The organism is Streptomyces sp. AJS327 (assembly GCF_013450295.1).
In the GTDB taxonomy this organism is placed as follows: Bacteria; Actinomycetota; Actinomycetes; order Streptomycetales; family Streptomycetaceae; genus Streptomyces.
In genome coordinates this window covers 1,391,549-1,413,876 of record NZ_SKBR01000002.1, presented here as the reverse complement: position 1 = coordinate 1,413,876, position 22,328 = coordinate 1,391,549, and the positions used below count along the sequence as shown (strand labels likewise).

20 protein-coding genes are annotated in these 22,328 nt (G+C 74.6%); 3 read left to right on the top strand and 17 right to left on the bottom strand.

The window, feature by feature from the left end; translation table 11 throughout:
- Nucleotides 1–17: 17 nt before the first annotated feature.
- The 7 genes from E0L36_RS15695 to E0L36_RS15665 all read right to left on the bottom strand — a co-directional run bounded on the left by E0L36_RS15695 (nucleotide 18) and on the right by E0L36_RS15665 (nucleotide 7,077).
- Entirely contained in the window at nucleotides 18–452 is a 435-nt protein-coding gene (locus E0L36_RS15695; protein ID WP_258016174.1) for a DUF6343 family protein, read from the bottom strand.
- Between the two features lie 104 nt (nucleotides 453–556).
- Nucleotides 557–1,255: an ABC transporter ATP-binding protein gene (locus tag E0L36_RS15690; protein WP_180929638.1), complete on the bottom strand. Its 699-nt coding sequence runs from the start codon at nucleotides 1,253–1,255 to the stop codon at nucleotides 557–559.
- On the bottom strand, nucleotides 1,252–2,202 hold the full coding sequence (locus tag E0L36_RS15685; protein WP_308416810.1) for an ABC transporter ATP-binding protein: 951 nt from the start codon (nucleotides 2,200–2,202) through the stop codon (nucleotides 1,252–1,254). Before E0L36_RS15685 ends, E0L36_RS15690 begins: the two co-directional genes overlap by 4 nt.
- An 83-nt stretch (nucleotides 2,203–2,285) precedes the next feature.
- On the bottom strand, nucleotides 2,286–3,098 hold the full coding sequence (locus E0L36_RS15680) for an ABC transporter permease (protein ID WP_219636778.1): 813 nt from the start codon (nucleotides 3,096–3,098) through the stop codon (nucleotides 2,286–2,288).
- Nucleotides 3,099–3,217: 119 nt separating this feature from the next.
- On the bottom strand, nucleotides 3,218–4,222 hold the full coding sequence (locus E0L36_RS15675; protein WP_180929635.1) for an ABC transporter permease: 1,005 nt from the start codon (nucleotides 4,220–4,222) through the stop codon (nucleotides 3,218–3,220).
- 20 nt (nucleotides 4,223–4,242) lie between these two features.
- Nucleotides 4,243–5,832 carry an ABC transporter substrate-binding protein gene (locus E0L36_RS15670; protein ID WP_180929634.1) on the bottom strand — a complete coding sequence of 530 codons (1,590 nt, stop codon included), beginning with the start codon at nucleotides 5,830–5,832 and terminating at the stop codon, nucleotides 4,243–4,245.
- Nucleotides 5,833–6,162: 330 nt separating this feature from the next.
- The gene (locus E0L36_RS15665) at nucleotides 6,163–7,077 is read right to left on the bottom strand and encodes a nucleotidyltransferase domain-containing protein (RefSeq protein ID WP_180929633.1); all 915 of its coding nucleotides are present in this window, start codon (nucleotides 7,075–7,077) and stop codon (nucleotides 6,163–6,165) included.
- Nucleotides 7,078–7,499: 422 nt separating this feature from the next.
- On the opposite strand from E0L36_RS15665, the gene E0L36_RS15660 reads away from it, so the two are divergent.
- Both E0L36_RS15660 and E0L36_RS15655 read left to right on the top strand, forming a co-directional pair.
- Nucleotides 7,500–8,321, top strand: coding sequence for an SAM-dependent methyltransferase (locus E0L36_RS15660; RefSeq protein WP_180929632.1), 822 nt, complete (start codon nucleotides 7,500–7,502; stop codon nucleotides 8,319–8,321).
- Nucleotides 8,318–10,510: a bifunctional diguanylate cyclase/phosphodiesterase gene (locus E0L36_RS15655; protein WP_180929631.1), complete on the top strand. Its 2,193-nt coding sequence runs from the start codon at nucleotides 8,318–8,320 to the stop codon at nucleotides 10,508–10,510. Before E0L36_RS15660 ends, E0L36_RS15655 begins: the two co-directional genes overlap by 4 nt.
- Before the next feature lie 131 nt (nucleotides 10,511–10,641).
- Here the strand turns inward: E0L36_RS15655 and E0L36_RS15650 are convergent, their stop codons facing one another.
- From E0L36_RS15650 to E0L36_RS15625, 6 genes are all read right to left on the bottom strand, one after another.
- Nucleotides 10,642–11,544, bottom strand: a complete 903-nt coding sequence (locus E0L36_RS15650) for an alpha/beta hydrolase (RefSeq protein ID WP_180930040.1) — start codon at nucleotides 11,542–11,544, stop codon at nucleotides 10,642–10,644.
- 86 nt (nucleotides 11,545–11,630) lie between these two features.
- The gene (locus E0L36_RS15645) at nucleotides 11,631–12,212 is read right to left on the bottom strand and encodes a GAF domain-containing protein (protein ID WP_180929630.1); all 582 of its coding nucleotides are present in this window, start codon (nucleotides 12,210–12,212) and stop codon (nucleotides 11,631–11,633) included.
- Complete coding sequence (locus E0L36_RS15640; RefSeq protein ID WP_180929629.1) at nucleotides 12,196–12,819, bottom strand: ATP/GTP-binding protein; 624 nt, start codon at nucleotides 12,817–12,819, stop codon at nucleotides 12,196–12,198. Before E0L36_RS15640 ends, E0L36_RS15645 begins: the two co-directional genes overlap by 17 nt.
- Nucleotides 12,797–13,201 (bottom strand): DUF742 domain-containing protein, encoded by a 405-nt coding sequence (locus E0L36_RS15635; RefSeq protein WP_180929628.1) that lies wholly within the window; start codon nucleotides 13,199–13,201, stop codon nucleotides 12,797–12,799. The genes E0L36_RS15640 and E0L36_RS15635 overlap by 23 nt, the downstream gene beginning before the upstream one ends.
- Before the next feature lie 8 nt (nucleotides 13,202–13,209).
- A complete protein-coding gene (locus tag E0L36_RS15630; RefSeq protein ID WP_180929627.1) occupies nucleotides 13,210–13,626 on the bottom strand; it encodes a roadblock/LC7 domain-containing protein in 417 nt (138 codons plus the stop codon).
- Nucleotides 13,627–13,715: 89 nt separating this feature from the next.
- Nucleotides 13,716–15,716, bottom strand: a complete 2,001-nt coding sequence (locus E0L36_RS15625; protein ID WP_180929626.1) for an ATP-binding protein — start codon at nucleotides 15,714–15,716, stop codon at nucleotides 13,716–13,718.
- 639 nt (nucleotides 15,717–16,355) lie between these two features.
- On the opposite strand from E0L36_RS15625, the gene E0L36_RS15620 reads away from it, so the two are divergent.
- The gene (locus E0L36_RS15620) at nucleotides 16,356–17,159 is read left to right on the top strand and encodes a tyrosine-protein phosphatase (protein ID WP_180929625.1); all 804 of its coding nucleotides are present in this window, start codon (nucleotides 16,356–16,358) and stop codon (nucleotides 17,157–17,159) included.
- A 44-nt stretch (nucleotides 17,160–17,203) separates the two neighbouring features.
- Here the strand turns inward: E0L36_RS15620 and E0L36_RS15615 are convergent, their stop codons facing one another.
- The 4 genes from E0L36_RS15615 to shc are packed head-to-tail and all read right to left on the bottom strand — an operon-like array spanning nucleotide 17,204 to nucleotide 22,286.
- Nucleotides 17,204–18,580: an aspartate aminotransferase family protein gene (locus E0L36_RS15615; protein WP_180929624.1), complete on the bottom strand. Its 1,377-nt coding sequence runs from the start codon at nucleotides 18,578–18,580 to the stop codon at nucleotides 17,204–17,206.
- A gap of 58 nt (nucleotides 18,581–18,638) precedes the next feature.
- Complete coding sequence (gene hpnH, locus E0L36_RS15610; RefSeq protein WP_180929623.1) at nucleotides 18,639–19,658, bottom strand: adenosyl-hopene transferase HpnH; 1,020 nt, start codon at nucleotides 19,656–19,658, stop codon at nucleotides 18,639–18,641.
- Between the two features lie 7 nt (nucleotides 19,659–19,665).
- Complete coding sequence (locus tag E0L36_RS15605; RefSeq protein WP_180929622.1) at nucleotides 19,666–20,355, bottom strand: 1-hydroxy-2-methyl-2-butenyl 4-diphosphate reductase; 690 nt, start codon at nucleotides 20,353–20,355, stop codon at nucleotides 19,666–19,668.
- The gene (gene shc / locus E0L36_RS15600; RefSeq protein WP_180929621.1) at nucleotides 20,355–22,286 is read right to left on the bottom strand and encodes a squalene--hopene cyclase; all 1,932 of its coding nucleotides are present in this window, start codon (nucleotides 22,284–22,286) and stop codon (nucleotides 20,355–20,357) included. Before shc ends, E0L36_RS15605 begins: the two co-directional genes overlap by 1 nt.
- Nucleotides 22,287–22,328 lie beyond the last annotated feature (42 nt).

Here is a 22,328-nt window from a genome sequence, read left to right as displayed (position 1 = left end):
GCCCGGGTCGCCGGACGCTACGGTCCGGTGCTTCCCGGGCTCGAGCCCGGCCCCGGTCCTGAGCCGGTCCCCGGGCCCGGCGCTCCTCCCCGGCCCGCGTCGGGGTGTTCCGCCCGTTCGCGGGCGGCGGCGCGGCGCCGCTCCGTCGCGCGGCGCCGTACCACGATCACCAGATCGGCCACCGCGAGGACGGTGATCCCCGCGCCGATCCACATCAGGGTGCGCCAAGAGTCGTGGCTGGGCACGTCCCGCGGTCCGGCCTGCGTCATCGCGTACCAGAACAGCACCGTCCCGGCGAGGAAGAGCGGGACGAAGACGACCGAGAGCAACAGCCTCAGCCGCAGCGCGCTCAGCGCGGTGACCGGCTCCGTGCCGGTGCGCTCCGGGAGCCAGCGCAGGGGCCCCCGGCGCGCTCCGGACGCCCGGTGCGCGCCGTGGTGCGGTTCGGTCATGGCGGCCACCACCTCCGGCGGAACTCGGCTCGGCGGGGTTCCGGCGCGGCGGTGCGTGGTGCCGCGACCGGGGTGCCGCGCGGGCGCGCCCACCGTCCGCGCGCCTACGGCACCGACACCGCCGGGTACCCCCGCTGGGGCGCGGCATGCTCCACCGTCCGGTCGCACCAGCGCTCCAGCAGCGCGCGGTCGTGGCCGACGGCGAGCAGCGCGGCGCCACTGCGGGCCCGGTAGCGCTCGACCACCGCCACCAGCGCCGCCGTCGTGGAGGCGTCCAGCATCGCGGTCATCTCGTCGCAGATCAGCACCTCGGGGCCGAGGACCAGCGCGCGGGCCACGCAGGCGCGCTGGAGCTGGCCGTCGCTGACCTCGTGCGGCCGTCGGCCCGGCAGGTCGCCGCCCAGCCCCACCGCCTCGGCCAGCTCCGGCACCGCCTCGGGGACGCGCCGGGACCGGCCGGTGGCGCGCAGCGGTTCGGCGATCAGGTCGGCGAGGGTGAGCCGGGGGTCGGCGGCCAGCCGAGGCTGTTGGAAGACCACTCCGACGCGGGTGCGCTGGGACCGGGGGGCGCGGTGCCGCCAGCCGCGCGCCGTCTCCCCGCCCAGCAGCACGCTGCCCGCCCACGGACGGTGCAGCAGCGCCGCGACCCGGGCCAGGGTGGACTTGCCGCAGCCGCTGGGGCCGAGGAGTCCCACCGCCTCCCCCGGGTCGAGGCGGAGCGAGACCTCGCGGAGCACCGGCGCGCCCCGCCCGTATCCGGCCGTGACGCCGCGCAGTTCCAGCGCGGGCGGACGCTCACTCATTCCCGGGTCTCCCCTCCGGTCAGCGGGTGGTGGCAGGCGAGGCCGTCGCGCGGGGCGGGCGGTTCGGCGCAGCGGTCGGTGGCGTACCGGCAGCGGACGGCGAAGGCGCAGCCGGTGGGGAGGTCCCCGAGTTCCGGCGGCATCCCGGGGATGGCGGTGAAGGCCCGCTCGGGCAGGGCGTCGAGCAGTCCGGCGGCGTACGGGTGGCGGGGCCCCGGGGTCCCGAAGAAGGGCCCGGCGTCGGCGAGTTCGACGACCCGGCCGGCGTACATCACCGCGATCCGGTCGGCGACCCGCTCGGCGGCGGCCAGGTCGTGGGTGATGATCAGCAGACCCCGGCCCGCGTCGGTGTGGCCGCGCAGCTCGTCCACCGTGCGTTCGGCCAGCTCGCGGTCGAGGCCGGTGGTCGGCTCGTCCGCGATGAGCAGGGGCGCCTCACCGACCAGCGCGAGCGCGGTGGCGGCGCGCTGCGCCAGCCCGCCGGACAGCTCGTGCGGGTAGCGGTCCAGGTGGTCGGCGGGGAAGGCGGCGCGCTCGGCCGCCGCCACGGTCGCGGTGGCCAGATCGGCGCGCGGTGGCCCGACCAGTTCCCGTACGGTCTCGGCCAGTTGGGAGCGCACCGTGCGCACCGGGGTGAGGTGGGCGGCCGGGGACTGCGGGACGAGCCCCACGCGGCGGCCCCGTACCGTGCGGGAGAGTGTCCGCTCCCCGGCGGTCAGCAGGTCGAGGCCGCCGTCGAGCAGGGCCGAGCCACGGGTCTCGGCGTTCGCGGGCAGCAGGCCGAGCAGCGCGGAGGCGAGGACGGACTTCCCGCAGCCGCTCTCCCCCACCAGCGCCAGGCACTCCCCGGGCCGCAGCGTGAGGGAGACCTCGCTGACGGCGGCGATGTGCGCGCCGTCGCGCCGCCGGAAGCGCACCGACAGGTCCCGGACGGACAGCAGCGGCACGGCGTCCCCGGGGGCGCGGGGGGTTCCCGGGGCGGCGGGGGTGTCGTCCGGCGCGGTGGGGGCGCTCCTGGTGGTGGACGTGCTCACAGCATCAGCTCCGACCGTCGGCGTGGGGTGATCCGCTCCCGCCAGACCCCGGCGAGACCGGCGATGGCGAGGGTGGGGACGATGATGAGGAGACCGGGGAAGAGGGTGGGCCACCAGTCACCGGCGAGCAGGGTGCCGCGCGCGTCCTCGATCATCGTGCCGAGGCTGGCCCGGTGGGTGGGCAGTCCCAGGCCGAGGAAGGAGAGGGCGGACTCGTGCCAGACGGCGTGCGGGACCATCAGCACCGCCGCCAGTCCGGCCTGGGGCAGCACCCCGGGCAGCAGGTGCCGCACCCCGACCCGCCAGCGTGAGGCGCCGCCGGACACCGCGGCGTCGACGAAGGGCCGGGAGCGCAGCGACAGCACCTCGGCCCGGACGATCCGCGCGGTGGACAGCCAGTGGGTGAGGCCGACGGAGATCACCACCGGCCAGACGCCGGGGCGGAACATCGCCACGATGAAGATGCCGAGCAGCAGGTGGGGAACCGAGGAGAAGACGTCGACCAGGCGCATCACGATCCGGTCGGTCCGGCCCCCCACGGCTCCGGCCGCCGCCCCGACGGCGGTGCCGATGACGGTGGCCACCAGCGCGGCCACCACACCGACCAGCAGCGAGACCCGCAGTCCGTAGACGCAGCGGAGCAGGATGTCGCGGCCCTTGTCGTCGGTGCCGAAAGGGTGCTCCCAGGACGGCGGCCGGAGCCGCGCGGCCAGGTCGACGGCCTGCTCGTCCAGCGAGAAGAGCGGCGGCACCAGGAGCACGGCGAGCACCAGGGCGCCGACCAGCCCGTAGGAGGTTCCGGCGCGCAGCGCGCGGCGGGCGCCGCTGTCGGCCGCGCGGCGCCGCTGAGCGCGCCACCCGCCCGTCGCGGGCGCCGAGGCGCCATCCGCGCGGGTGTCCCCGGCGGGCGCGGGGCGGTCGGTGGCGCTCACATCTCCTCCAGTGAGACCCGGGGGTCGGCCAGTCCGTAGAGCAGGTCGGACAGCAGGTTCCCGGCCAGTACCGCCACCGCGGCGAGCGTGGTCAGCGCGGCCAGCAGCGGGAAGTCGGTGGCGGTGGCGGCCCGTACGGTGGCGGAGGCGATCCCGGGCCAGCTGAACACGGTCTCGACCAGCAGCGCCCCGGTGATCAGTTCGGGCACCCGGGAGCCGACGAGGGTCAGCACCGGCAGCAGTCCGGAGCGGAGCGCGTGTCCCCACAGCACGGTGCGCTCCCGCAGGCCGCGGGCGCGGGCGCCGCGCACCGCGTCCTCGTCCAGCGCGTCCCCGACGTTCTGCCGCACGTACAGCAGGAACCAGGGCAGCTGGGAGGCGGCCAGCACCAGGGCGGGCAGCGTCAGATGGGTCAGCACGGACCCCGCGCCGACGGTCTCGCTGCCGGTCCCGGTGAGCCCGCCGGCCGGGAGCACCCCGAGCTGGAGGGCGAACAGCCAGATCGCCAGCAGGCCCAGCCAGAACGGCGGGGCGGCCTGGAGCGTGTAGGCGGCGGAGGTGACCGCGCGGTCGAGGAGGCCGCCGCGCAGTCGGGCCGCGAGCGCGCCCAGCACCGTTCCGCCCAGCACGGCCAGCGCGAAGCCGACCGCGCACAGCAGCACCGACCAGCCGAGCCGCTCCCCGATCACCCCGGTCACCGGCTGCCGCAGGGCGGTCGAGTCGCCGAGGTCGCCGGTGAGGGCCCCGGTCACCCAGTTCCACCAGCGCTCCCAGAACGGGCCGTCCACGCCGAGGTTCTGGCGCAGCTCCTCCAGCGCCTGCGGGGAGGCGTTGAGCGCGGCGCCGCCCGCGTACTGCTGTACGGGGTCGAAGGGTGAGGCGGCGGCCACCGCGAACACCCCGAAGGTGACCGCGGCCAGCACCGGGACGGCGGCGAGCAGCCGCCGTCCGGCGAGCCGGGCGATCGGGCCCCACAGCGCCCGCCGGGTGCCGCGCGCCACGGGCGCCGTGGTGCCGCCGGTCACGTCGACGGCTGCCAGTCCTGGACGTTCCACCAGGGCCCGGCGCCGATTCCGTGGTCGTGCGGCTCGACCTGGGTGGTCAGGTCCTTCCAGTCATCCCGCAGGACGTAGAGGTGGTCGATGTGAGTGAGGAAGGTGTAGCCGGGGTCCCTGGCGAGCGCCCGCTGGGCCGCGTCGTACGCCTTCCCCCGCTCCGCCTTGTCCCCGCTGCGGCGGGCCCGTTCCAGCTGCTCGTCGACCTCGTCGTTGCGGTACCCAGCCATGTTGTTCCAGCCCTGGTGCGCCTGGGAGGAGTGCAGCGTGGGGTAGAGGTCGAAGTCCGGGTCGGCGGGGAAGCCGTTGCCCATCAGCATGGCCTCCTTCTCCAGGCGGGGCTGTACCTTCTCCCGGCTGCCCGCCTCGACGGTGACCTTGATCCCGGCCTTCTTGGCGTCGGAGGCGTAGGCCAGGGCGTGGTCCTGCCGGAGCTTGTCGCCGGAGAAGTACCAGAGGGTGAAGGCGGCGCGCCGCCCGTCCTTGCGCCGGATGCCGTCCTCACCCTTCTTCCACCCCGCCGCGTCGAGGATCCGCCGGGCCTTCGCCAGGTCGTGCGGGCGCTCGGTGCCACGGGTGAACCAGGGGCTGTCGGTGGGCAGTGGGCCGTGCGCGACCTTCCCCGCCCCGCTGAGGATGCCCTTGACCATGGCCTTCCGGTCGACGGCGAGGTCCAGCGCGCGGCGGATCGCGGTGTCGCCGGTGACCCTGCCGTCGGTGGGCAGGCTGACGGCGCGGTAGTCGGCGGTGGTGGCGCGGTGGGTGCGCTTGTCGTCGTCCTTCTCGAAGGTGGCGGCGAGGTTCGGCGGCAGGATCGCGCCGTCCAGGTCGCCGGAGCGCAGCCGGGTGGCGCGGACGTCGTCGTCCTCGATGACGGCGACGGTGAACCGCCTCACCTTCGGTTCGCCGCCCCAGTAGCGGGGGTTGGCGCGGAAGGTCAGCTTCTCGCCGCGCCGCCACTCGGCGAGCGTGTAGGGGCCGGTGCCGACCGGTTTGGTGTTGTAGTCACCGGAGTTGACGTCCTGCTTCCCGGCGACGGCGCGGGAGGCGATGGGCAGCACGGTGCGCTCGGCGAAGGGCGCGTAGGGGTACTTCAGCCGGAAGACGACCGTGTGGTCCCCCCGGGCCTGGACGCTCTTCAGCGCCTCCAGCTCGCCCTTGGAGGCGTTGTTGGTCTTCTTGTCGAGGATCGTCCGGTAGGTGAAGACGACGTCGCGGGCGGTGAAGGGCTTGCCGTCGCTGAACTCGACGCCCTCGCGGAGGGTGTAGGTGTAGGTCCGGCCACCGTCGCTGACCTCGGGAAGCTTGGTGGCGAGCGCGGGCCGCAGCCGCATCTCGGCGTCGTGCGCGAGCAGGCCGTCGAATATCTTGGAGTTGCCCTCCCTGCCGTAGCCGAGCAGCGGGCTGAGCGTGTCCGGCTCCTGCGCGACGCCCACGGTCACCGCGTCCGGATCGCCGCCGTTCTCCTCAGCGGGCGCGGAGCACGCCGCCGCCCCCGCCAGCACCGCGCCCACCAGCGTCACCGCGATGGTTGTCCGTACGGTCCGGGCCGTCATGCGTCACCCCTACTGAAGATCATCTGTTATTGCGAGGACTGTGCAATTAAACAGCATGACGGGTCATGTGCAGGTCAGCGGGTTACGGGGGCACAGCGGGCGCGCGGAAGCGCACGCACCGCTCACACCTCTCCCACCTGCGAAAACCCCCACGGAGACCCCCGGCGGCACCCCGCATCCCACCCGGGCCACCACCCCGGCGGAGCCCCCGGGGCGCATGGAGGAGCCCACCCGCCATTCCGCGCCGAGCCGGGACGGGCCGCCCCTCCCCGTCCCCTCCCTCCCACCCCCGCATCCCCTCCCGCCCCGGGCGCGCCCCGCGCCCGCGCGTCAGCCCGGGGTGTCCGCCGGCGGCTGCTCCCCGGGAACCTCCGCGAGGACGGCGGCGAACAGGGCCTCCGCCTCGGCCAGCGCCCCCTCCAGCGTCGCGGGGTCCGCGCGGAGCCCCGCGACGATCCCGTCCACCGCGCGCAGACCGGCCGCGCCCAGCAGTCGCTTCTCGTTGGTGACCCACTCCCCCCGCGCCGCGAGCACCGCGTGCCCGATCTGCGCTGCCGCCGTGGCCAGCGCGCCCGCGACCTCGGTCATCCCGGCGCGCGGAACGTGGTTCGCGCGCGCGTAGCTGAGCGTCAGCTCGGCGGTACCGCGCCAGAACGAGGGGGCGCTGGCCCGCAGCGCCGCCGGGTACTCCGGTCGCGGCAGCTCCCCGCGCAGCACGCGGGCGCGGGCGAGTTCGGCCACCACCAGGTAGCTGGGGATGCCCGCCAGGTGGAACATCAGCGGCTCCCAGTGGAACCTGCCGTGCCCGGCCTCGGACACCTCCCGCTCCACCACGTCCAGGTCGCGGTAGTGGACGTCCACCCGACGCCCCTCGACGGTGAGCCAGGCGCCGCCGTTGAACACCCCGCCGCCCCACGCCCCCACCTCGCAGACCTCACCGGGCAGCCCCAGCGCCCGCAGGTCCTCCGGGTCGAACTCGCCCCGGTAGTAGACGCCCACGTCCCAGTCGCTGTCCACGCGGTGTTCGCCCCGCGCCCGGGAGCCGCCGAGCGCGACCGCCCGGACGGTGGGCAGACCCGCCAGCCGGTCCGCGAGCCGGTCCAGGAAGCCCTCCTCCCCGTCCGCGTCCGCTCCGCCGTCGCGCGCGACGGCTCCCTCCTCCCCGGACCCTCGCGGGCTCCGCCCGGACCGGCCCCACGGGCCCTCCTCCGACCGACCCCGCGGGTCGGGTACCGCTTCTCGCATCACGATCTCCACACGATGTGCCGTCGTTCGAACTGACCGTCCACTCTCTCGCGCCGCCGTCCTCCGCCCCCTCACCACCCACGCCGTTCCGGGCGCCGCGCGCCGTCCGCGACGGGCCCGCGCGGAGCGCCAGCGCCCGGGAGCCGGGTAGGCGTGTTCGGGGCGATACGTCGACCAACGACCCGGTACGGTAGGCCAGTTCGTGCAAGGTGAAGCGGCCTTCGCGGGGGCGCGGCAGCGCGCCCGGGGCCGCGTGGCACTCACCGGGGGCGCATGCCGGCGCACTATGCCCGGATGCTCCCCCGATGGGCCGCCGGATCCGGTCGCGGAGTCGCCGATTCCTTCCACCCGCGGCTCCGGGGTCAGTAGCCTCTTCACCCGCACGGGATCCCCGATGACATGAGCAAGCTGGAGACACCTCGATGGAACGTCCCGCCTGGGCCCCGCAGGGAATGGACCTGAACGTGCCGAGCGTCTCCCGGATGTACGACCACTACCTGGGCGGGTCACACAACTTCGAGGTGGACCGGGAGGCCGCCCGGCGTGCCGTGCGCGCCTGGCCGGGACTGCCCAGACTCGTCCAGGCGAACCGGGCGTTCGTGCGCCGCGCGGTGCGGTACGCGGTGCGGCAGGGCGTCACCCAGTTCCTCGACGTCGGCTCCGGCCTGCCCACCTTCGGCTCGGTTCCGGAGACCGCCCTCGGCCTCGACCCCGACTGCCGGGTGCTCTGCGTCGACAACGACCAGGTCGCGGTGGCGCACAGCCGCGCGGTGCTGGCGGACGAGCCGCACGCCGGTATCGTCTCGGCGGACCTGCGCACCCCGCGCGACATCCTCGACAGCGAACAGGCCGAGCAGCTCCTGGACTTCGGCCGTCCCACCGCCCTTCTGCTCACGGCCGTACTGCACTTCGTGGCGGACCGGGACGAACCCGCGAAGGCCGTCAGCACGCTCGGTGAGGCGCTCGCCCCCGGCAGCCTGCTGATCATCAGTCACGCCTCCACCCAGCCGGGCGCCCGGCACGACTGCGCGCCGCTGCTTGAGGTCTACGGCACCACCAACGCCCCGCTGACCCTCCGCTCCCGGGCCGAGATCGGCGGCTTCCTGGACGGCTTCGAGCTGGTGGAGCCCGGCCTGACCACCCCGCCCCACTGGCGCCCCGACGACGACCCACCGCAGGGCGCCGACCCGGCGGCGCTCAGCGTCTGCGCGGGTGTGGGACGCAAGGCGGGAGACCCCGGGTGACCCCCGCGCCCCACGAGCCCGCCGGGCTCGACACGGACCTCCCCCAGCACGACGGACTGCGCCGCTTCGCCACGATCTGGAGCCGCGCGGTGCACCCCGCCACCCAGACCGCCATGACCCGCGCCGAGTTCGCGGAGTACCTGCTCCCCCTCGCGCACCGGCTCGCCGACGCCCTGCACGCCCAGCCGTTCAGCCCCGCGCCCGGACGCGAGGTGGGCGGCGCGCTCATCGACGGCCACTGCACCAACCCGGACGCGCTGCCGCAGATCCTCGGCGTCGTCGACTCGTACCTGGTGCTGTACTCCGCCGCGCAGGGCGACCGCGAACCGCTGCCCACCGACGAGTCCACCTCCCGCTGCGCCCGCCTCCAGCACGCCATCGCCACCGGCTTCGCGCAGGCCCTGCGCGAACGCACCCTCGGCGAACAGGAGTCGCTCTCGCGGGCGGCGCTCGCCGCGCAGACGGCGGTCGGTGAGGCGCTGCACGCCAGCGAGACCCGGTTCCGCGCGGTCTTCAAGGACGCCACCATGGGCATCAGCATCGCCGACATGGACGGCCGTATCCGTGACGCCAACGAGGCCATGGCCCGCATGTTCGGCCGCTCCGAGGAGGAGATCCGCCGCGGCAACATGAACGACTGGGTGCACCCGGACGACGCCCCCGAGGTCTGGCGCATGCACCGGGCGCTGGTCCGCGGCGAACGCGACCACTTCCGGGTGGAGAAGCCCTACCACCGCCCGGACGGCACCGTGCTGTGGACGAACCTCACCGTCTCCCTCCTTCGCGACGGGGACGGCGAACCCCGGTACCAGCTGGCCCTCATGGAGGACGTCACCGAGCGGCGCCTGCTGCACCTGCGGCTGCGCTACGAGGCCACTCACGACGAGCTGACCGGGCTGCCCAACCGCGCGCTCTTCGCCGAACGGCTGGAGCGGATCCTGGTGGCGGGCAGCGGCGTGCGCCGCTTCGGCCTCTGCTACCTCGACATCGACGGCTTCAAGGCGGTCAACGACAGCCTGGGGCACGCCGTCGGGGACCAGCTGCTGATCTCCGTCGCGGAGCGGCTCCAGTCCTGCGTCCCCTCCCCCGGGCACCTGGTCGCCCGGATCGGCGGGGACGAGTTCGTCGCGCTGATGTCCGACCCCGCGGGCCGCGAGGAGGTCACCGAACTCGCCCGGCAGGCCCTCGCGGCTCTGGCCACCCCCATCGAACTCGACGGCCGGGAGCTGTCGGTGCGGGCCAGCATCGGCATCGTCGAGGGCCCGAGCGGTGAGCTGGGCCCGGCCGAGGTGATGCGCAGCGCCGACATCACCATGTACCGGGCGAAGGACGCCGGAGGCAACCGGTACGAGATCGCCGACCCGGACTCCGACGCGCGGGCCATAGACCGGCACAGCCTCACCAACCACCTCCCGGCGGCGCTGGAGCGGGACGAGTTCTTCCTGGAGTACCAGCCCCTGATCCGCATGTCGGACGGCCGGGTGGACGGCGCCGAGGCGCTCGTCCGCTGGCACCACCCGGTACACGGCAGACTCAGCCCCGACCGGTTCATCCCGCTGGCCGAACACACGGGCCTCATCGTCCCGTTGGGCCGCTGGGTGCTGGAACAGGCGGTGCGCCAGGCGTGCGAGTGGCGCGAACGGGACGCCCGGGAGGGGGCGGAGGGCGAGCGGCCGCTGCGCGTCAACGTCAACCTCTCGCCACGGCAGCTCCACCACCCCGACCTGGTGCCGGACACCGTGCGGGTGCTGGAGGCGGCGGGCGTCGACCCGTCCTCGCTCTGCCTGGAGGTGACCGAGAGCGCGCTGATAGGAGCCGACGAGGACCAGCTGAAGCCGCTGCGTCAACTCGCCGAGCTGGGCGTGGACATCGCGCTGGACGACTTCGGCACCGGGTACTCCAACCTCGCCAACCTGCGGCGGCTGCCCGCCACCACGCTCAAGCTGGACCGCTCCTTCACCCAGGGCCTCCAGCGGCACCCGGCCGACCCGGTCGACGTGACCTTCGTCGAGGGCATCGTCTCCCTGGCGCACGCGCTCGGCCTGACCGTCACCGTCGAGGGTGTGGAGACCGAGCACCAGGCGGAGAAGCTGCGCGACCTGGGCTGTGACACGGCACAGGGCTGGTACTACGCGCGTCCGGCCCCGGCGGCCGACTTCGCGGGCGGCTGGACGACGGCCAACCACTGACCCGGGCGCGGCGCCGCCCGCCCGGGCCGCCGCGAACGCCATCCCCCTCCGGGCCGCCCGGGCCGCCGAAACCGTCCGGTGCCCCGGAACCGTCCGGGTGCCGGGGCACCGGCGGCCGCCCCACGTGCCCGCTACCCGCGTGCGTTCAACCAGGCGAGCAGGTCAGCCTGCACCTCGTCCCGGTTGGTCTCGTTCAGGATCTCGTGCCGGGCCCCGGGGTACGCACGCCAGCTCAGCTCTCGCAGGCCCACGTAACGGAAGTCCTCCAGCAGTTCGTAGACCAGCGTCATCCGCTGGTTGCACGGGTCCTGGTCCCCGACCGCGAGATGGACGGGAAGGTCGCGCGGGATCCGGCCCAGCTGCTCCGGATCGTTGATCTTGCGCGTGCCGAGCACCCAGTCCAACGAGAGGCCCGCGCTGAAGGAGAACCCGCACGCCTCGTCCGCCACGTACCCGTCCACCTCGGACACGTCGCGGGAAAGCCACTCGAAGCCGGTGCGCCACGGGTAGGGATCGTTGAAGGAGCTGAACAGATCCCCGACGAAGGTGGACGGCGCCGACCGGCCACCCCGCTCGATCTCCTCCTCCAGCCGCCGGATCGCGGTCTCGGGCTCGTTGCCCGGCAGCGAGCGGAAGGTGCCGGAGAGCACCAGCCCGGCGAGTTCCGCGCCGTGCTCCTGCGCGTAGTCGCGGGCCAGTTGGGAGCCCATACTGTGGCCGAGCAGCACGTGCGGTGTGCCCGGCGGAAGCTCGCCCCGGACCCGGTCGGCCACCGTCCTCAGGTCGGCGACGGTGGACCGCCAGCCGCTCTCGCCCACCACTCCGTAGCCACCGGTGGACTCCGCGGTCCGGCCGTGGCCCCGGTTGTCGGAGGCCACCACCGCGTAGCCGTGGGACGCCAGGAACCGCGCGAACCGGTCGTAGCGCCAGGCGTGTTCGGCGGCGCCGTGCGCCAACTGCACCAGCGCCCGGGGCGTATCCTCCGGAAGCCAGGTACAGGTCGCCACCCGGGTGCCGTCCGCCGCCCGCGTCATGTCCCGCCGTGCGCCCACCTGTTGCCGCCTCTCCGTCGTCCGCGCCGGTCCAGCGCGGCGAGCGTACCGGGAGGGCCGCCGCCCCGTCAGCCGGTGGGGGCCTCCCTGTTCAGGATGCGCTCCGCCAGTTCGGCCGCCAGCTCCTTGATGGTCCGCAGTCCGCTCAGACCCCACCGGCGGGGCACCCGGTCGACCGCCGCGACGGTGCCCAGCGCCAGCCCCCCGGGGTCCAGCATCGGAGCGCCGAGGTAGGAGCGCACCCCGAAGGCGTCCACCATCGGGTTTCCGGCGAAGCGCGGGAAGTCCCGGACGTCCTCCAGCACCAGCGCCGTGCGGCGCACCACCACGTAGGGGCAGAAGCCGTGGTCCCGCGGGAGGACCCGCTCCGGGGAGGCCAGCGGGGGGCAGCCGTCCGTCCCCGGCAGGCCCTCCGCCAGCTCCGGGGCGGGGGCGTGCAGGCCCGCGAAGACCTGCCGATGCTCGTCGACGAGGGTCACGGTGGCCCGCGGCGCCTCCGCGACCTGGGCCACGCGCCGCGCGAACTCGTCGAACTCCGGGTCCGGTTCGGCACCGACGGCCAGCTGGCGGAGTCTCGCCGACCGTTGCGCCGCCTCCGGATCCCGCGGGGTGATCAGCAGGTGACTCGTGGGGTCATACATCGGACTCATGCGCGCTCCTGGATTCGATCAGATGCCGGACAAGGGAGACGAGGATTCCGGTACCGGAGCTGAACTGCCGTGCGTCACAGGGCAGTACCGGGACATCGGGAGGCAGGTCCACGGCCGCCCGCACCTCCTGCGGCGCGTAGCGATACGAGCCGTCGAACTGGTTGACGGCGAGGACGAACCCGATCCCCCGCCGCTCGAAGTAGTCGATGGCCGGGAAACAGTGCTCCAGCCGCCGGGTGTCGGCGAGCACCACCGCGCCCAGCGCGCCCTCGCTCAACTCGTCCCACATGAACCAGAACCGCTCCTGGCCCGGCGTGCCGAAGAGGTAGAGCACGTGCTCCGCGCTGAGCGTGATCCGCCCGAAGTCCATCGCCACGGTGGTGGTCACCTTCCGCTCCACCCCCTCCAGGCTGTCGCTCGCCTCGCTCGCCTGGGTCAGCAGCTCCTCGGTGTTCAGCGGCGCGATCTCGCTCACCGCCCCGACGAACGTGGTCTTGCCCGCCCCGAACCCGCCCGCCACCAGGATCTTCACGGCGGTGGGGAAGACGGGGGACGGCTCCGCACCAGGTGTCGCCGCGGCCCCCTCAGAGCCGTCTGCGCAGTCCATCCAGCACCGCCTCCAGCAGTTGTCGATCAGTCGGATCCGGGCCCAGCGGAGCGGCCACCGGGGCACGTGTCACCACGGCGCCGCGATCCGCCAGATCGGACAGCAGCACCTTCGCCACCACCACGGGCTGCCGCGCGCGGGCGGCGAGTTCGGCGACGGATACCGGGCCCCGGCACAGGTCCAGCAACTGGACGTGGTCCGGGCCCAGATCGTGCGGTGGGGCCGAGCCCACAGCGCTCACCAGCGTCATCAGGTCGAGTCCGGCCGCGGCCTCGGTGCGCCCCCCGCTGGCGGTGTAGGGACGCGCGAGACGGCCCGCCGCGCCGTCCAGCAGCGCGCGGCGCACGGGTGGGCCGGATGCCCGGGCCGGGAGTTCGGGCATACCCGGACTCAGCCCCCCACGGGCTGGCGAGGCGGCGTCTCCAGGAGGGGCCGGACGCTCTTGACGAGCGTCGCCATCTCGTAGCCCAGCACCGCCGCGTCCGCTCCCGTACCGGCCAGCACCATCAGGCAGGTGCCGCGCCCGGCCGTCGAGACGAAGAGCAGCGAGGTGTCCAGTTCCACGACCACCTGCCGCACCTCGCCCCCCTCGCCCAGCCGGACGCCCGCGCTGCGCGCGAGGGAGTACAGCCCGGCCGCGAGCGCCGCCGCGTGGTCCGCGGTGTCCGGTTCGAGGCCGTGCGCCGCCTTCACCAGGCCGTCCGAGGACAGCAGCACGGCGCTGCGCGCGTGCGGGACCCGTTCGACGAGCCCGGTCAGCAGCCACGACAGGTCGCTGCCGTGACGGGCTGGCGATTCGCTCACCATGGTCGCTCTGTGCTCCTTGTGTGCGTGCCGGGCAGCGCCCCCGCCCCGCGGGCTCGCCTGACGAGCCCCGAGGGTCCGGGGCGGGTGCCCTAGCGAACGGGATGGGTGCCGTGCTCGTGCTCCTCGGCGACGGAGTACGGGAGACGTTCGGCGGGGCGGCCCCGCTCCGTCTCGGCGGACCGCTCGGGGCCCACCTCCCGCTCCGCGCGGCTGATGCCGGTGCGGAAGGCGGCCATCAGCCCGGGGTCGTGCGTCTCCTCCGGGTCCTCCTGGGCCGCCTGCCGGGCTGGTTCCCGCAACTCCGTCACCAGGTGTTCCTGCCGCCGCCGCTTCGGCAGCCGGGGCCGGTCCCCGCCGTCCGCCGCGAGCGCGTGCTGGACGGCTCCGGAGCGGACGGCGTCGACCGGCGCGGGCGCCCGCAGCCCGGGCAGCGTGCTGCTGTCCATGGCCGGGGGGCGGCCCGAGGCACGGGAGCCCAGGGGACGGACGGCGTGCCGGGCGCCGGCGGCCGGGGCGGAGCGCGCGGCCGCGCCGCCGGTGGTGAACGGCTCGCTCTCGTCCGCCGGTTGCCCCTCGGGGTGGGCGTGCGGACCGGCGAGCAGCGCGGGCTGGTACCGCGAGCCGCCCTCGGCGGCGCCCGGCTCCCGGGACTCGGGCTCCGCGCCCAGCAGGCTGGGCGGCACCACCAGGACGGCCTGCACCCCGCCGTAGATGTTGCCGCGCAGCTGGACCACCAGGTCGTGCCGCCGGGCCAGCGACGCCACCAGGAACATCCCGATCCGGCCGTCGTGCAGCAGCCGCGCCACCTCGCGCCGGGCCGAGCCGTTCAGCACCGCGTTCATCCGGTCCTGTTCGGCCCTGGTCATGCCCAGGCCCCGGTCCTCCACCTCGATGGCGAGCCCGGCGGTCACGTACTGGGCCCGGAGCAGCACCTCGGTGCGGGGACCGGAGTAGACCGTGGCGTTCTCGATCAGCTCGGCCAGCAGATGGACGACGTCGGCGACCGCGTGACCGCGCAGGGTGCCCTCGACCGGCAGGGTGAGCTTCACCCGGGGGTACTGCTCGACCTCCGACACGGCGGCGCGCAGCACCTCCACCATGGCGATCGGCCGGGTCCACTGGCGACGCGAGGGCGAACCGCCGAGCACCGCGATGTTCTCCGCGTGCCGCCGGGTCCTGGTGGCCAGGTGGTCGATCGCGAACAGGCTCTTGACCAGGGCCGGATCCTCGCTGTCGCACTCCAGCTCGTCCAGCAGCTCGATCTCGCCGTGCACCAGGGACTGGAGACGCCGCGCGAGGTTCCCGAAGACCTCGACCTTCTCCTCGCACTCCTCCGCTCCGGCGCGCGCCAGCCGGACCGCCTCCACCAGCGCGATCTCCGCCGTGCGCTGGGCGAGGGCGAGTTCGTGCCCGAGCAGGTCCAGGGAGTCGGCGGCCGGGCCGGGGGCGGCGGGCGGCGGGGTGACCCGGGGCGCCTCGCCCTGTTCGAGTCCGCGCCGCAGCGCCCGCAGCTCCGCCTGCCCCCGCATGGTGCCGCGGCGCAGCGCCGTGCAGCGCTCGGCGGTCCACGCGGCCTGAGCGGCAGCGGTCCGCCCCGCACCGATCATGATCAGGCTGGCCAGTAGCAGCGCGGTGGCGAGCGCCACCCCGACGGGCAGCGCGCGCGGCCCGGTGAGCGCGACCCCGCCCAGGTACACCAGGACGGTGACGGCGGCGGCGCCGACGAGGAGGACGGCGGCCGCGGGGAGCACGGCCAGCCGCACCAGCCGGTGGCGGGACCGGGCGTCGCCCGCACCGTTCTCCCGGGGTACCCGCCCGGCGAGCGGTGTCTCCCGGTCGCCGGGGGCGCCCGGCGGTTCGGTCGGGGCCGCGTCGGCCCGGCGGCGCCCGGGGCCGGGGGCTTCCCGGGGCCCGGAGGGCGGGGGCGTGCGGGGGTGGTCGCCGGAGCCGCGGGGTCTCGCGCCCGCCGTCGGGGGCGGGCCGGAGGTCGAGGAGGGTTCCCGGAGGTCCGGAGCCGGGCCCGCTCCGCCGGACGCGGTCAGCCTCCTCTCGCTGTTCTCTCGCGCCGGGTGACTCGTCGTGTCGGGCATCGGGTTCCTCGGGGAAAGGACGGGTGCGTCGGATGAGCTGGAGTGCGGGGACGTGCGGGGTAACGGGGCCGGTCGCTCCCGGAGACCCCGCGGGGTCGCGGAGCGGGCCCGGCTCAGGTCAGGAGCGGGCCGCTCCGTACGCGCGCGGCGGGTCCGCACCGGCGGCCGGGCCGCGCGGGGCCGACGGAGCCGGTGACCGGCGCCCAGGGACGCGCGCCGGTGGGGCGGGGGCGGGGCGGTGGTGCGCGGACCGGGGTGCGGCCGGTCGGAATGAAGTAGCGGTCATGGGGAAGAGTGGGGAGCGAACAGGTCGGTGGGGGACGGCGGTTGTGCGATGACGGGCCGGGGCCCGCGTCGGACGTGACGGACGGTGCGCACGCACCGGCGGATGCGTGAGCACCGTTGCCACGCTAGCTCGCACCTCCGCCCTTTCCGTGCGTCGATGCCGGATTCGCTACCCCGCGCCACCTTCTAACGAGTGACACAAAAGGGCACGCACTGACGGATTTTCGGACGTGCCGTCCCTCGGAAGAGGGTGGCGGTGGTCTGTGCCCCGGTGCCCCTCGGCCTCGTGTGGCCCCCGCACCCGTGCCGTATCGTCGGCCGCGTCCCCGTCCCGCAGACCCGAGGAGCGACAGCGTGAGCCAGCAGTCCGCGCAGCCCGTCGAACCGCAGCTGACCGGAGTCCGCAACTTCCGCGACCTCGGCGGGCTGCCCACCGTCGACGGCCGCCGGGTGCGCCCCGGCGTGCTGTACCGGAGCGGCCATCTTGCGCACGCGACGGAGGAGGACGCGGCCTTCCTCGGCGGTCTCGGGCTGCACACCGTCTTCGACTTCCGCAACTCCGCCGACCAGGCGCTGGAGGGGCCGGACGTCACGCTCCCCGGGGTCCGGAACGTCAACCTCCCGCTGACGGACCCGGCCGAGGGCGCGGAGTTCTGGGTCATGGTGCGGGACGGCGAACTCGACCAGCTCCGGGCCGTGTTGGCGGACGGCCAGGCGGCCGACCGGATGATCGCCTCCTACCGGAGCATCATCCGGGGCCGCACCGCGGAGCACGGCCGCGTGCTGCGCGCGCTCGCCGAGGACAGCGTCCCCGCGCTGATGCACTGCGCGGCGGGCAAGGACCGGGCGGGGCTGTCCGTCGTGGTGACGCTGCTGGCGCTGGGCGTCGAGCGCGAGGCGATCGAGACGGACTACCTCGCGTCCAACTCCCCGCACCGGCGGTATCGGGTGCGCCGCAGCGAGGCGTCGAGCGCGGGGATGTCGGCCGAGGTGATGGAGCTGCTGGCGCCGCTGTTCGACGCCCGGGCCACCTACCTCGACGCCGCGTACGCCACCATCGACGAGGTCTGGGGCGGAGTGGAGCGCTATCTCAGCGACGGTCTGCGGTTCGGCCCGGAGGACCAACGGCGGCTGCGGGAGCGGATGCTGACGGACTGACCGGCGAACTCCCGTCGGCTGCCCCCGGTTCGGGAACCGGCGGGTCAGCCGAGGGTCGCCTGTCTGACCAGGGTACGGCCGAACTCCCAGAGCAGGCCGCCCTCGTGGGCGTCGTCCATCAGCTGGGTGAACGCGTCCACGAAGCGGTCCACCTCGCGCTCGGTGATGATCAGCGGCGGCAGGAGCTTGATCACTTCGAGGTGGTCGCCGGAGACCTGGGTCAGGACGCGGTGCCGTCGCAACAGCGGCACCACCACGGTCTGCGCGAACAGCCCCTTGCGGGCGGCCTGGAGAGCGGACCACCGGCCGCGCAGCCGCAGCGAGTCGGGGCGGCCGAACTCGATCCCGATCATCAGCCCCCGGCCGCGCACCTCGTGCAGCAGCTCGTACCGGCCGACTAGCGCGGCGAGCCGGGAGCGGAGCAACTCCCCGGTGTCGCGGGCCCGTTCGACGAGCCGTTCGTCGTCCAGTACGGCCAGGGTGGCCAGTCCGGCCGCCATGGCCTGCGCGTTGGCGCCGAAGCTGGCGGAGTGCACCAGGACCCGGTCCCGGGACGAGTAGACGCGTTTGAAGATCCACTCCTTGCCGAGTGTCGCGCCGACCGGGACGTAGCCGCCGGAGAGCGCCTTGGCGACGCAGACCAGGTCCGGGTCGACGCCCTCCTCGTGCTGGTGGGCGAAGAAGTCCCCGGTACGGCCCAACCCGGTCTGCACCTCGTCGACGATCAGCAGCGCCCCGTGCCGGCGCAGGCGCTCGCGCGCCGCCCGGAGGTAGCCGGGGGGCGCCGGGCGCACCCCCTTGCCCTGCACGGGTTCGACGATCAGCGCGGCCACGTCGCCGTGCCGCAACTCCCTCTCCAGCGCCGCCAGATCGCCCAGCGGCACCGGGGTGTCCGGGAGCAGCGGCTCGAAGCCCGCCCGGAATCCGCGTTCCCCGTTGACCGAGAGGGCACCGGTGGTCAGTCCGTGGAAGGCGTGCGGGCAGTAGAGGACGCGGGGTCTGCCGGTGGCGTGGCGGGCGAACTTGAGCGCGGTCTCCACCGCCTCGGTGCCGCTGTTCCCGAAGAACACGCGGTCCAGCCCCGGGGCGTGGGCGAGCAGTCGCTCCGCGAGGAGGCCGGGCAGCGGGGAGCAGTCGAAGCGGGTGAGGTCCGGCAGCTCCGCGTCCAGTACGTCGTGGAGCGCCCGGCGCACCACCGGGTGGTGGCGGCCGAGGGCCATCACGCCGAAGCCGGAGAGCATGTCGAGGTAGTCGCGGCCCTCGGCGTCGTAGAAGTAGGCGCCCTCGGCACGCTCGTAGACCTGGTCGAAGCCGATCGTGTGGAGCATGCGCGGCAGTTGGTGGTTGAGGTGCCGCCGGTGCAGCTCGTACCGCTCGGCGCCGCGTTCCGCGAGGAGGGCGGTGAGGTCGAAGCCGGTCATCGCCCCCGCGCCCCCCGGTACGGGGCGCGGGGCGGGGCTCCGGTGCGGGCGGGGACGCTCACCGGGGACCGCTGACGGTTTCCCGGGCGGCGCGCAGCGACTCCCGGAGCGATCCGACGGTGGCGAGCACGGCGGTCGGTTCGTACCCGCAGTGCGCCATGCAGTTGGCGCAGCGCGGGTCGCGGTCGCGGCCGTACGCCGACCAGTCGGTCTCCTCGATCAGTTCGCGGTAGCTGGGCACGTAGCCGTCGCTCATCAGGTAGCAGGGGCGCTGCCAGCCGAAGAGCGAGTAGTTGGGGATGGCCCAGGCGGTGCAGGCGAAGTCGGCCTTGCCCTCCAGGAAGTCGAGGAAGAGCGGGCTGTGGTTGAGCCGCCAGCGGCGCCGGTTGCCGCCGGAGAAGGCGGTGCCGAACAGTTCCCTGGTCTGCTCGACGCCGAGGAAGTGTTCCTGGTCGGGCGCCTTCTCGTAGGCGTAGGCGGGGGAGATCATCATCTGGTCCACCCCCACGTCGTCGTTGAGGAAGTCGAGCACCTCGACGACGGTCTGCGGGGTGTCGTTGTTGAAGAAGGTCGAGTTGGTGGTGACCCGGAAGCCGCGCCGTTTGGCCTCCCGCATGGCGGCCACCGCCTCGTCGAACACGCCCTCCTTGGCGACCGACTCGTCGTGCCGCTCGCGCAGTCCGTCGACGTGCACCGCGAAGGCGAAGTAGCGGGAGGGCGTGAACTCGTCCATCTTCTTGCGCAGCAGCATCGCGTTGGTGCAGAGGAAGACGTACTTCCGGCGGGCGACCAGCTGCCGCACGATCTCGCCGATGTGCGGGTGCATCAGCGGCTCGCCTCCGGCGATGGAGACCATGGGCGCGCCGCACTCCACGACCGCGCCGACCGCCTGGGCCACCGGCATCCGCTGTTTGAGCACCCCCGCCGGGTGCTGGATCTTGCCGCAGCCCTCGCAGGACAGGTTGCAGGCGTACAGCGGCTCCAGCTCCACGATCAGCGGGAAGCGTTCCCGGCGGCGGAGGCGCTGGTGGAGGAGGTAGGTACCGATGCGGAGAGTCTGACGAAGCGGCATGGCCATGCCGTGCTCACCTCCGGGGGAGCAGCAGGGATCGGTGCCATTCGATGAATGCGGGCAGAGCGTCGCGGAGTGTGCGGTACGCCGATATCCCACCTCGCAGTGTCCCGATTCGCACCAGTTCATGTCCGGGGGCGTCCACCACCACCCGGACGGCGGCGACCGGGCGCGGGGCGCCGTCCGGGGCACGGGGACGGACCGCGCGGGCGGCGTCGAGGGTGGCCGCGGACTCCATGTCGGCGGCGATCGCGCCCCCGGCGCGGAGCGTGGCGCGGGCGGCGCCGCGCACCAGCCGCTGGGTGCCGGCGAGCGGACCGGTGTGCACGGTGCCGTACGGCGCGAGGGCGGCGGCCAGCGCCTCCGGCGCGGAGCAGCGGATCGCGGCGCCGTCCTCCCGGGTCTCCGAGGCGACCACCAGGTCGCCGGGGCGCATGCCCGGCGCCAGGCCCGCGCAGAACCCGGTGGCCAGTACGGCGGCGGCGCCGGGGAACGGCTCGCGACCGAGTGTCTGGGCGACCGCCCGGCGGGCGGCCCGTCCGCCCATCCCGGTACGGAGCACCGCCGGGGCGGCTTCGCCGGGTACCGCCCGGCGCGCGCCCGCGCGCAGCGCGGCCCGCTCGACGGCGAGCGCGCAGGCGAGCAGGAGCCGGGGGGCGGGGTGCGCGGGCGGGGAGACCGGGAGCTGCGATGGCGCGGCCATCAGGGGGTCCGGGGGGCCGGTCTGTCGCCGTGCAGGTACCGGCCGAGGGCGGTGAGCGGGAACACCGCCCGGTACAGGTGGTAGTTGATGGAGAAGTCCCGTGGGAAGCCGGTGCCGGTGAACTGTGGTTCGTCCCAGCCGCCATCCTCGTGTTGGGCCTCGGCGAGCCAGGTGACGCCGCGTTCGGTCGCGGCCGAGGCGCGCTCCCCGGCGGCGAGGAGCGCCATGAGTGCCCAGCCGGTCTGGGAGGCGGTGGAGCCGCCGTGCCCGGCCCAGTGACCGTCGGTGTAGGAACGCGGGTCCTCGCCCCAGCCGCCGTCCTCGTTCTGGACGGACTCCAGCCAGCGCACGGCTCGCCGGACGGCCGGATGCCCGGTGGGGATCCCGGCGGCGACCAGGGCGGGGAGCACGGCGCCGGTGCCGTAGAGGTAGTTGACGCCCCAGCGTCCGAACCAGCTGCCGTCCGTCTCCTGCGCGGCGAGCAGCCAGCTGACGGCGCGGCGGGCGGCGGGCTCGCCGGCGCGGCGCTCGGCGGCGAGCATCTCCAGGGCGTGCGCGGTGACGTCGGCCGAGGGCGGGTCGATGACCTCGCCGAAGTCGCAGAAGGGGAGGCGGTTGGGGAAGGGGCTGGTGTTGTCGGCGTCGAAGGCGCCCCAGGCGCCGTCCCGGGAGCGCATGCCGACGGTCCAGCGCACCGCGCGGGTCACCGCCTCGTCCACGCGTCGCTGGTCGGGGTGGTCCACGCGGCGCAGCGCGAGGCAGACCTCGGCGGTGTCGTCGACGTCCGGGTAGGTGTCGTTGTGGAACTCGAACGCCCAGCCGCCGGGGGGCAGTTGGGGCTTCCGGACGGACCAGTCGCCGGTCCGGGTGACCTGCTCGCCCAGCAGCCAGTCGGCGGCCCGCAGCAACGCGGGGTGGTCGCGTTCGACCCCCGCGTCGGCGAGGGCGATGACGCTCAGGCAGGTGTCCCAGACCGGGGACTGGCACGCCTCGACCATCCGTGAGCCGTCCGGGTACCAGACGGCGTAGCGGTCCAGGGAGGCGAGACCGGCCCGCATCACCGGGTGGTCCAGGTCGTAGCCGAGCAGCCGGAGGGCGATCAGCGAGTAGACGGCGGGCGGCTGGATGCCGCCCCAGGCGCCGTCGTTCTCCTGGCGTTCGATGATCCAGCGGGCCGCCGCCTTCAGCGCGGCCCGGCGGAGCGGGCGGATCGCCACCCGCCGGTAGCCGCGCAGCGCGCCGTCGATCCGCTGGAAGGCGCCGTCCCAGCTGGCGAGGGGCGCCCGGTGGCCGGGCGGCACCGGGCGGTTCGGGTCCCGGTGGAGTTCGTCCAGGCCGAACGGGGCGGGCGCGACCGGCCGGTAGGCGGCGACGACGGTGAGCGGCACGATGGTCTGCCGGGCCCAGCAGCCGAAGTCGTAGATGTTCAGCGGGAACCAGCGGGGCAGGAAGATCATCTCGGGCGGGATCTCGGGCAGTTGGTCCCAGGGCCACCAGCCGAACAGCGCCAGCCAGATGCGGGTGAAGACCCGGGTGCGCGCGACGCCGCCGTGCTCGCGGACCCACGCCGCGGCGCGCGCCATGTGCGGCGCGTCGGGCGCGTCCCCGGCGAGCCGCAGGGCCGCGTACGCCTCCACGGTGACCGAGAGGTCGCCGGGTCCGCCGTGGAAGACCGGCCAGGTGCCGTCGGCCCGCTGCCGGGCGCGGATGAAGCGGGCCGCCGCCACGGTGCCGCGCTCGTCGCGGATGCCGAGGAACTCCCGGAACAGCAGGTCCTCGGCGTCCATGGTGACGTTGGTTTCGAGGTCGCCCTTCCACCAGCCCGCGTCGTCCTGCCGCTCCAGCAGGTGCTGGACGGCGCGGGACGCGGCGCGTTCGGCGAGTGTGGCCGGGCTGTCGGTTTCCGGGGCGCTGTCGGTGGTGGCGGTCATCGCTTTCCCTTCCGCGGCGTCCGGCGTCAGACGCCGTCCGGT

Excerpts from the sequence above, each read along its gene's own strand:
- E0L36_RS15695 (WP_258016174.1), bottom strand. The coding sequence starts at position 452 with ATGACCGAACCGCACCACGGCGCGCACCGGGCGTCCGGAGCGCGCCGG.
- E0L36_RS15690 (WP_180929638.1), bottom strand. The coding sequence starts at position 1,255 with ATGAGTGAGCGTCCGCCCGCGCTGGAACTGCGCGGCGTCACGGCCGGA.
- E0L36_RS15670 (WP_180929634.1), bottom strand. The coding sequence starts at position 5,832 with ATGACGGCCCGGACCGTACGGACAACCATCGCGGTGACGCTGGTGGGC.
- E0L36_RS15665 (WP_180929633.1), bottom strand. The coding sequence starts at position 7,077 with ATGCGAGAAGCGGTACCCGACCCGCGGGGTCGGTCGGAGGAGGGCCCG.
- E0L36_RS15660 (WP_180929632.1), top strand. The coding sequence starts at position 7,500 with ATGGAACGTCCCGCCTGGGCCCCGCAGGGAATGGACCTGAACGTGCCG.
- E0L36_RS15650 (WP_180930040.1), bottom strand. The coding sequence starts at position 11,544 with ATGACGCGGGCGGCGGACGGCACCCGGGTGGCGACCTGTACCTGGCTT.
- E0L36_RS15645 (WP_180929630.1), bottom strand. The coding sequence starts at position 12,212 with ATGAGTCCGATGTATGACCCCACGAGTCACCTGCTGATCACCCCGCGG.
- E0L36_RS15640 (WP_180929629.1), bottom strand. The coding sequence starts at position 12,819 with ATGGACTGCGCAGACGGCTCTGAGGGGGCCGCGGCGACACCTGGTGCG.
- E0L36_RS15635 (WP_180929628.1), bottom strand. The coding sequence starts at position 13,201 with ATGCCCGAACTCCCGGCCCGGGCATCCGGCCCACCCGTGCGCCGCGCG.
- E0L36_RS15630 (WP_180929627.1), bottom strand. The coding sequence starts at position 13,626 with ATGGTGAGCGAATCGCCAGCCCGTCACGGCAGCGACCTGTCGTGGCTG.
- E0L36_RS15625 (WP_180929626.1), bottom strand. The coding sequence starts at position 15,716 with ATGCCCGACACGACGAGTCACCCGGCGCGAGAGAACAGCGAGAGGAGG.
- E0L36_RS15615 (WP_180929624.1), bottom strand. The coding sequence starts at position 18,580 with ATGACCGGCTTCGACCTCACCGCCCTCCTCGCGGAACGCGGCGCCGAG.
- hpnH (WP_180929623.1), bottom strand. The coding sequence starts at position 19,658 with ATGGCCATGCCGCTTCGTCAGACTCTCCGCATCGGTACCTACCTCCTC.
- E0L36_RS15605 (WP_180929622.1), bottom strand. The coding sequence starts at position 20,355 with ATGGCCGCGCCATCGCAGCTCCCGGTCTCCCCGCCCGCGCACCCCGCC.
- shc (WP_180929621.1), bottom strand. The coding sequence starts at position 22,286 with ATGACCGCCACCACCGACAGCGCCCCGGAAACCGACAGCCCGGCCACA.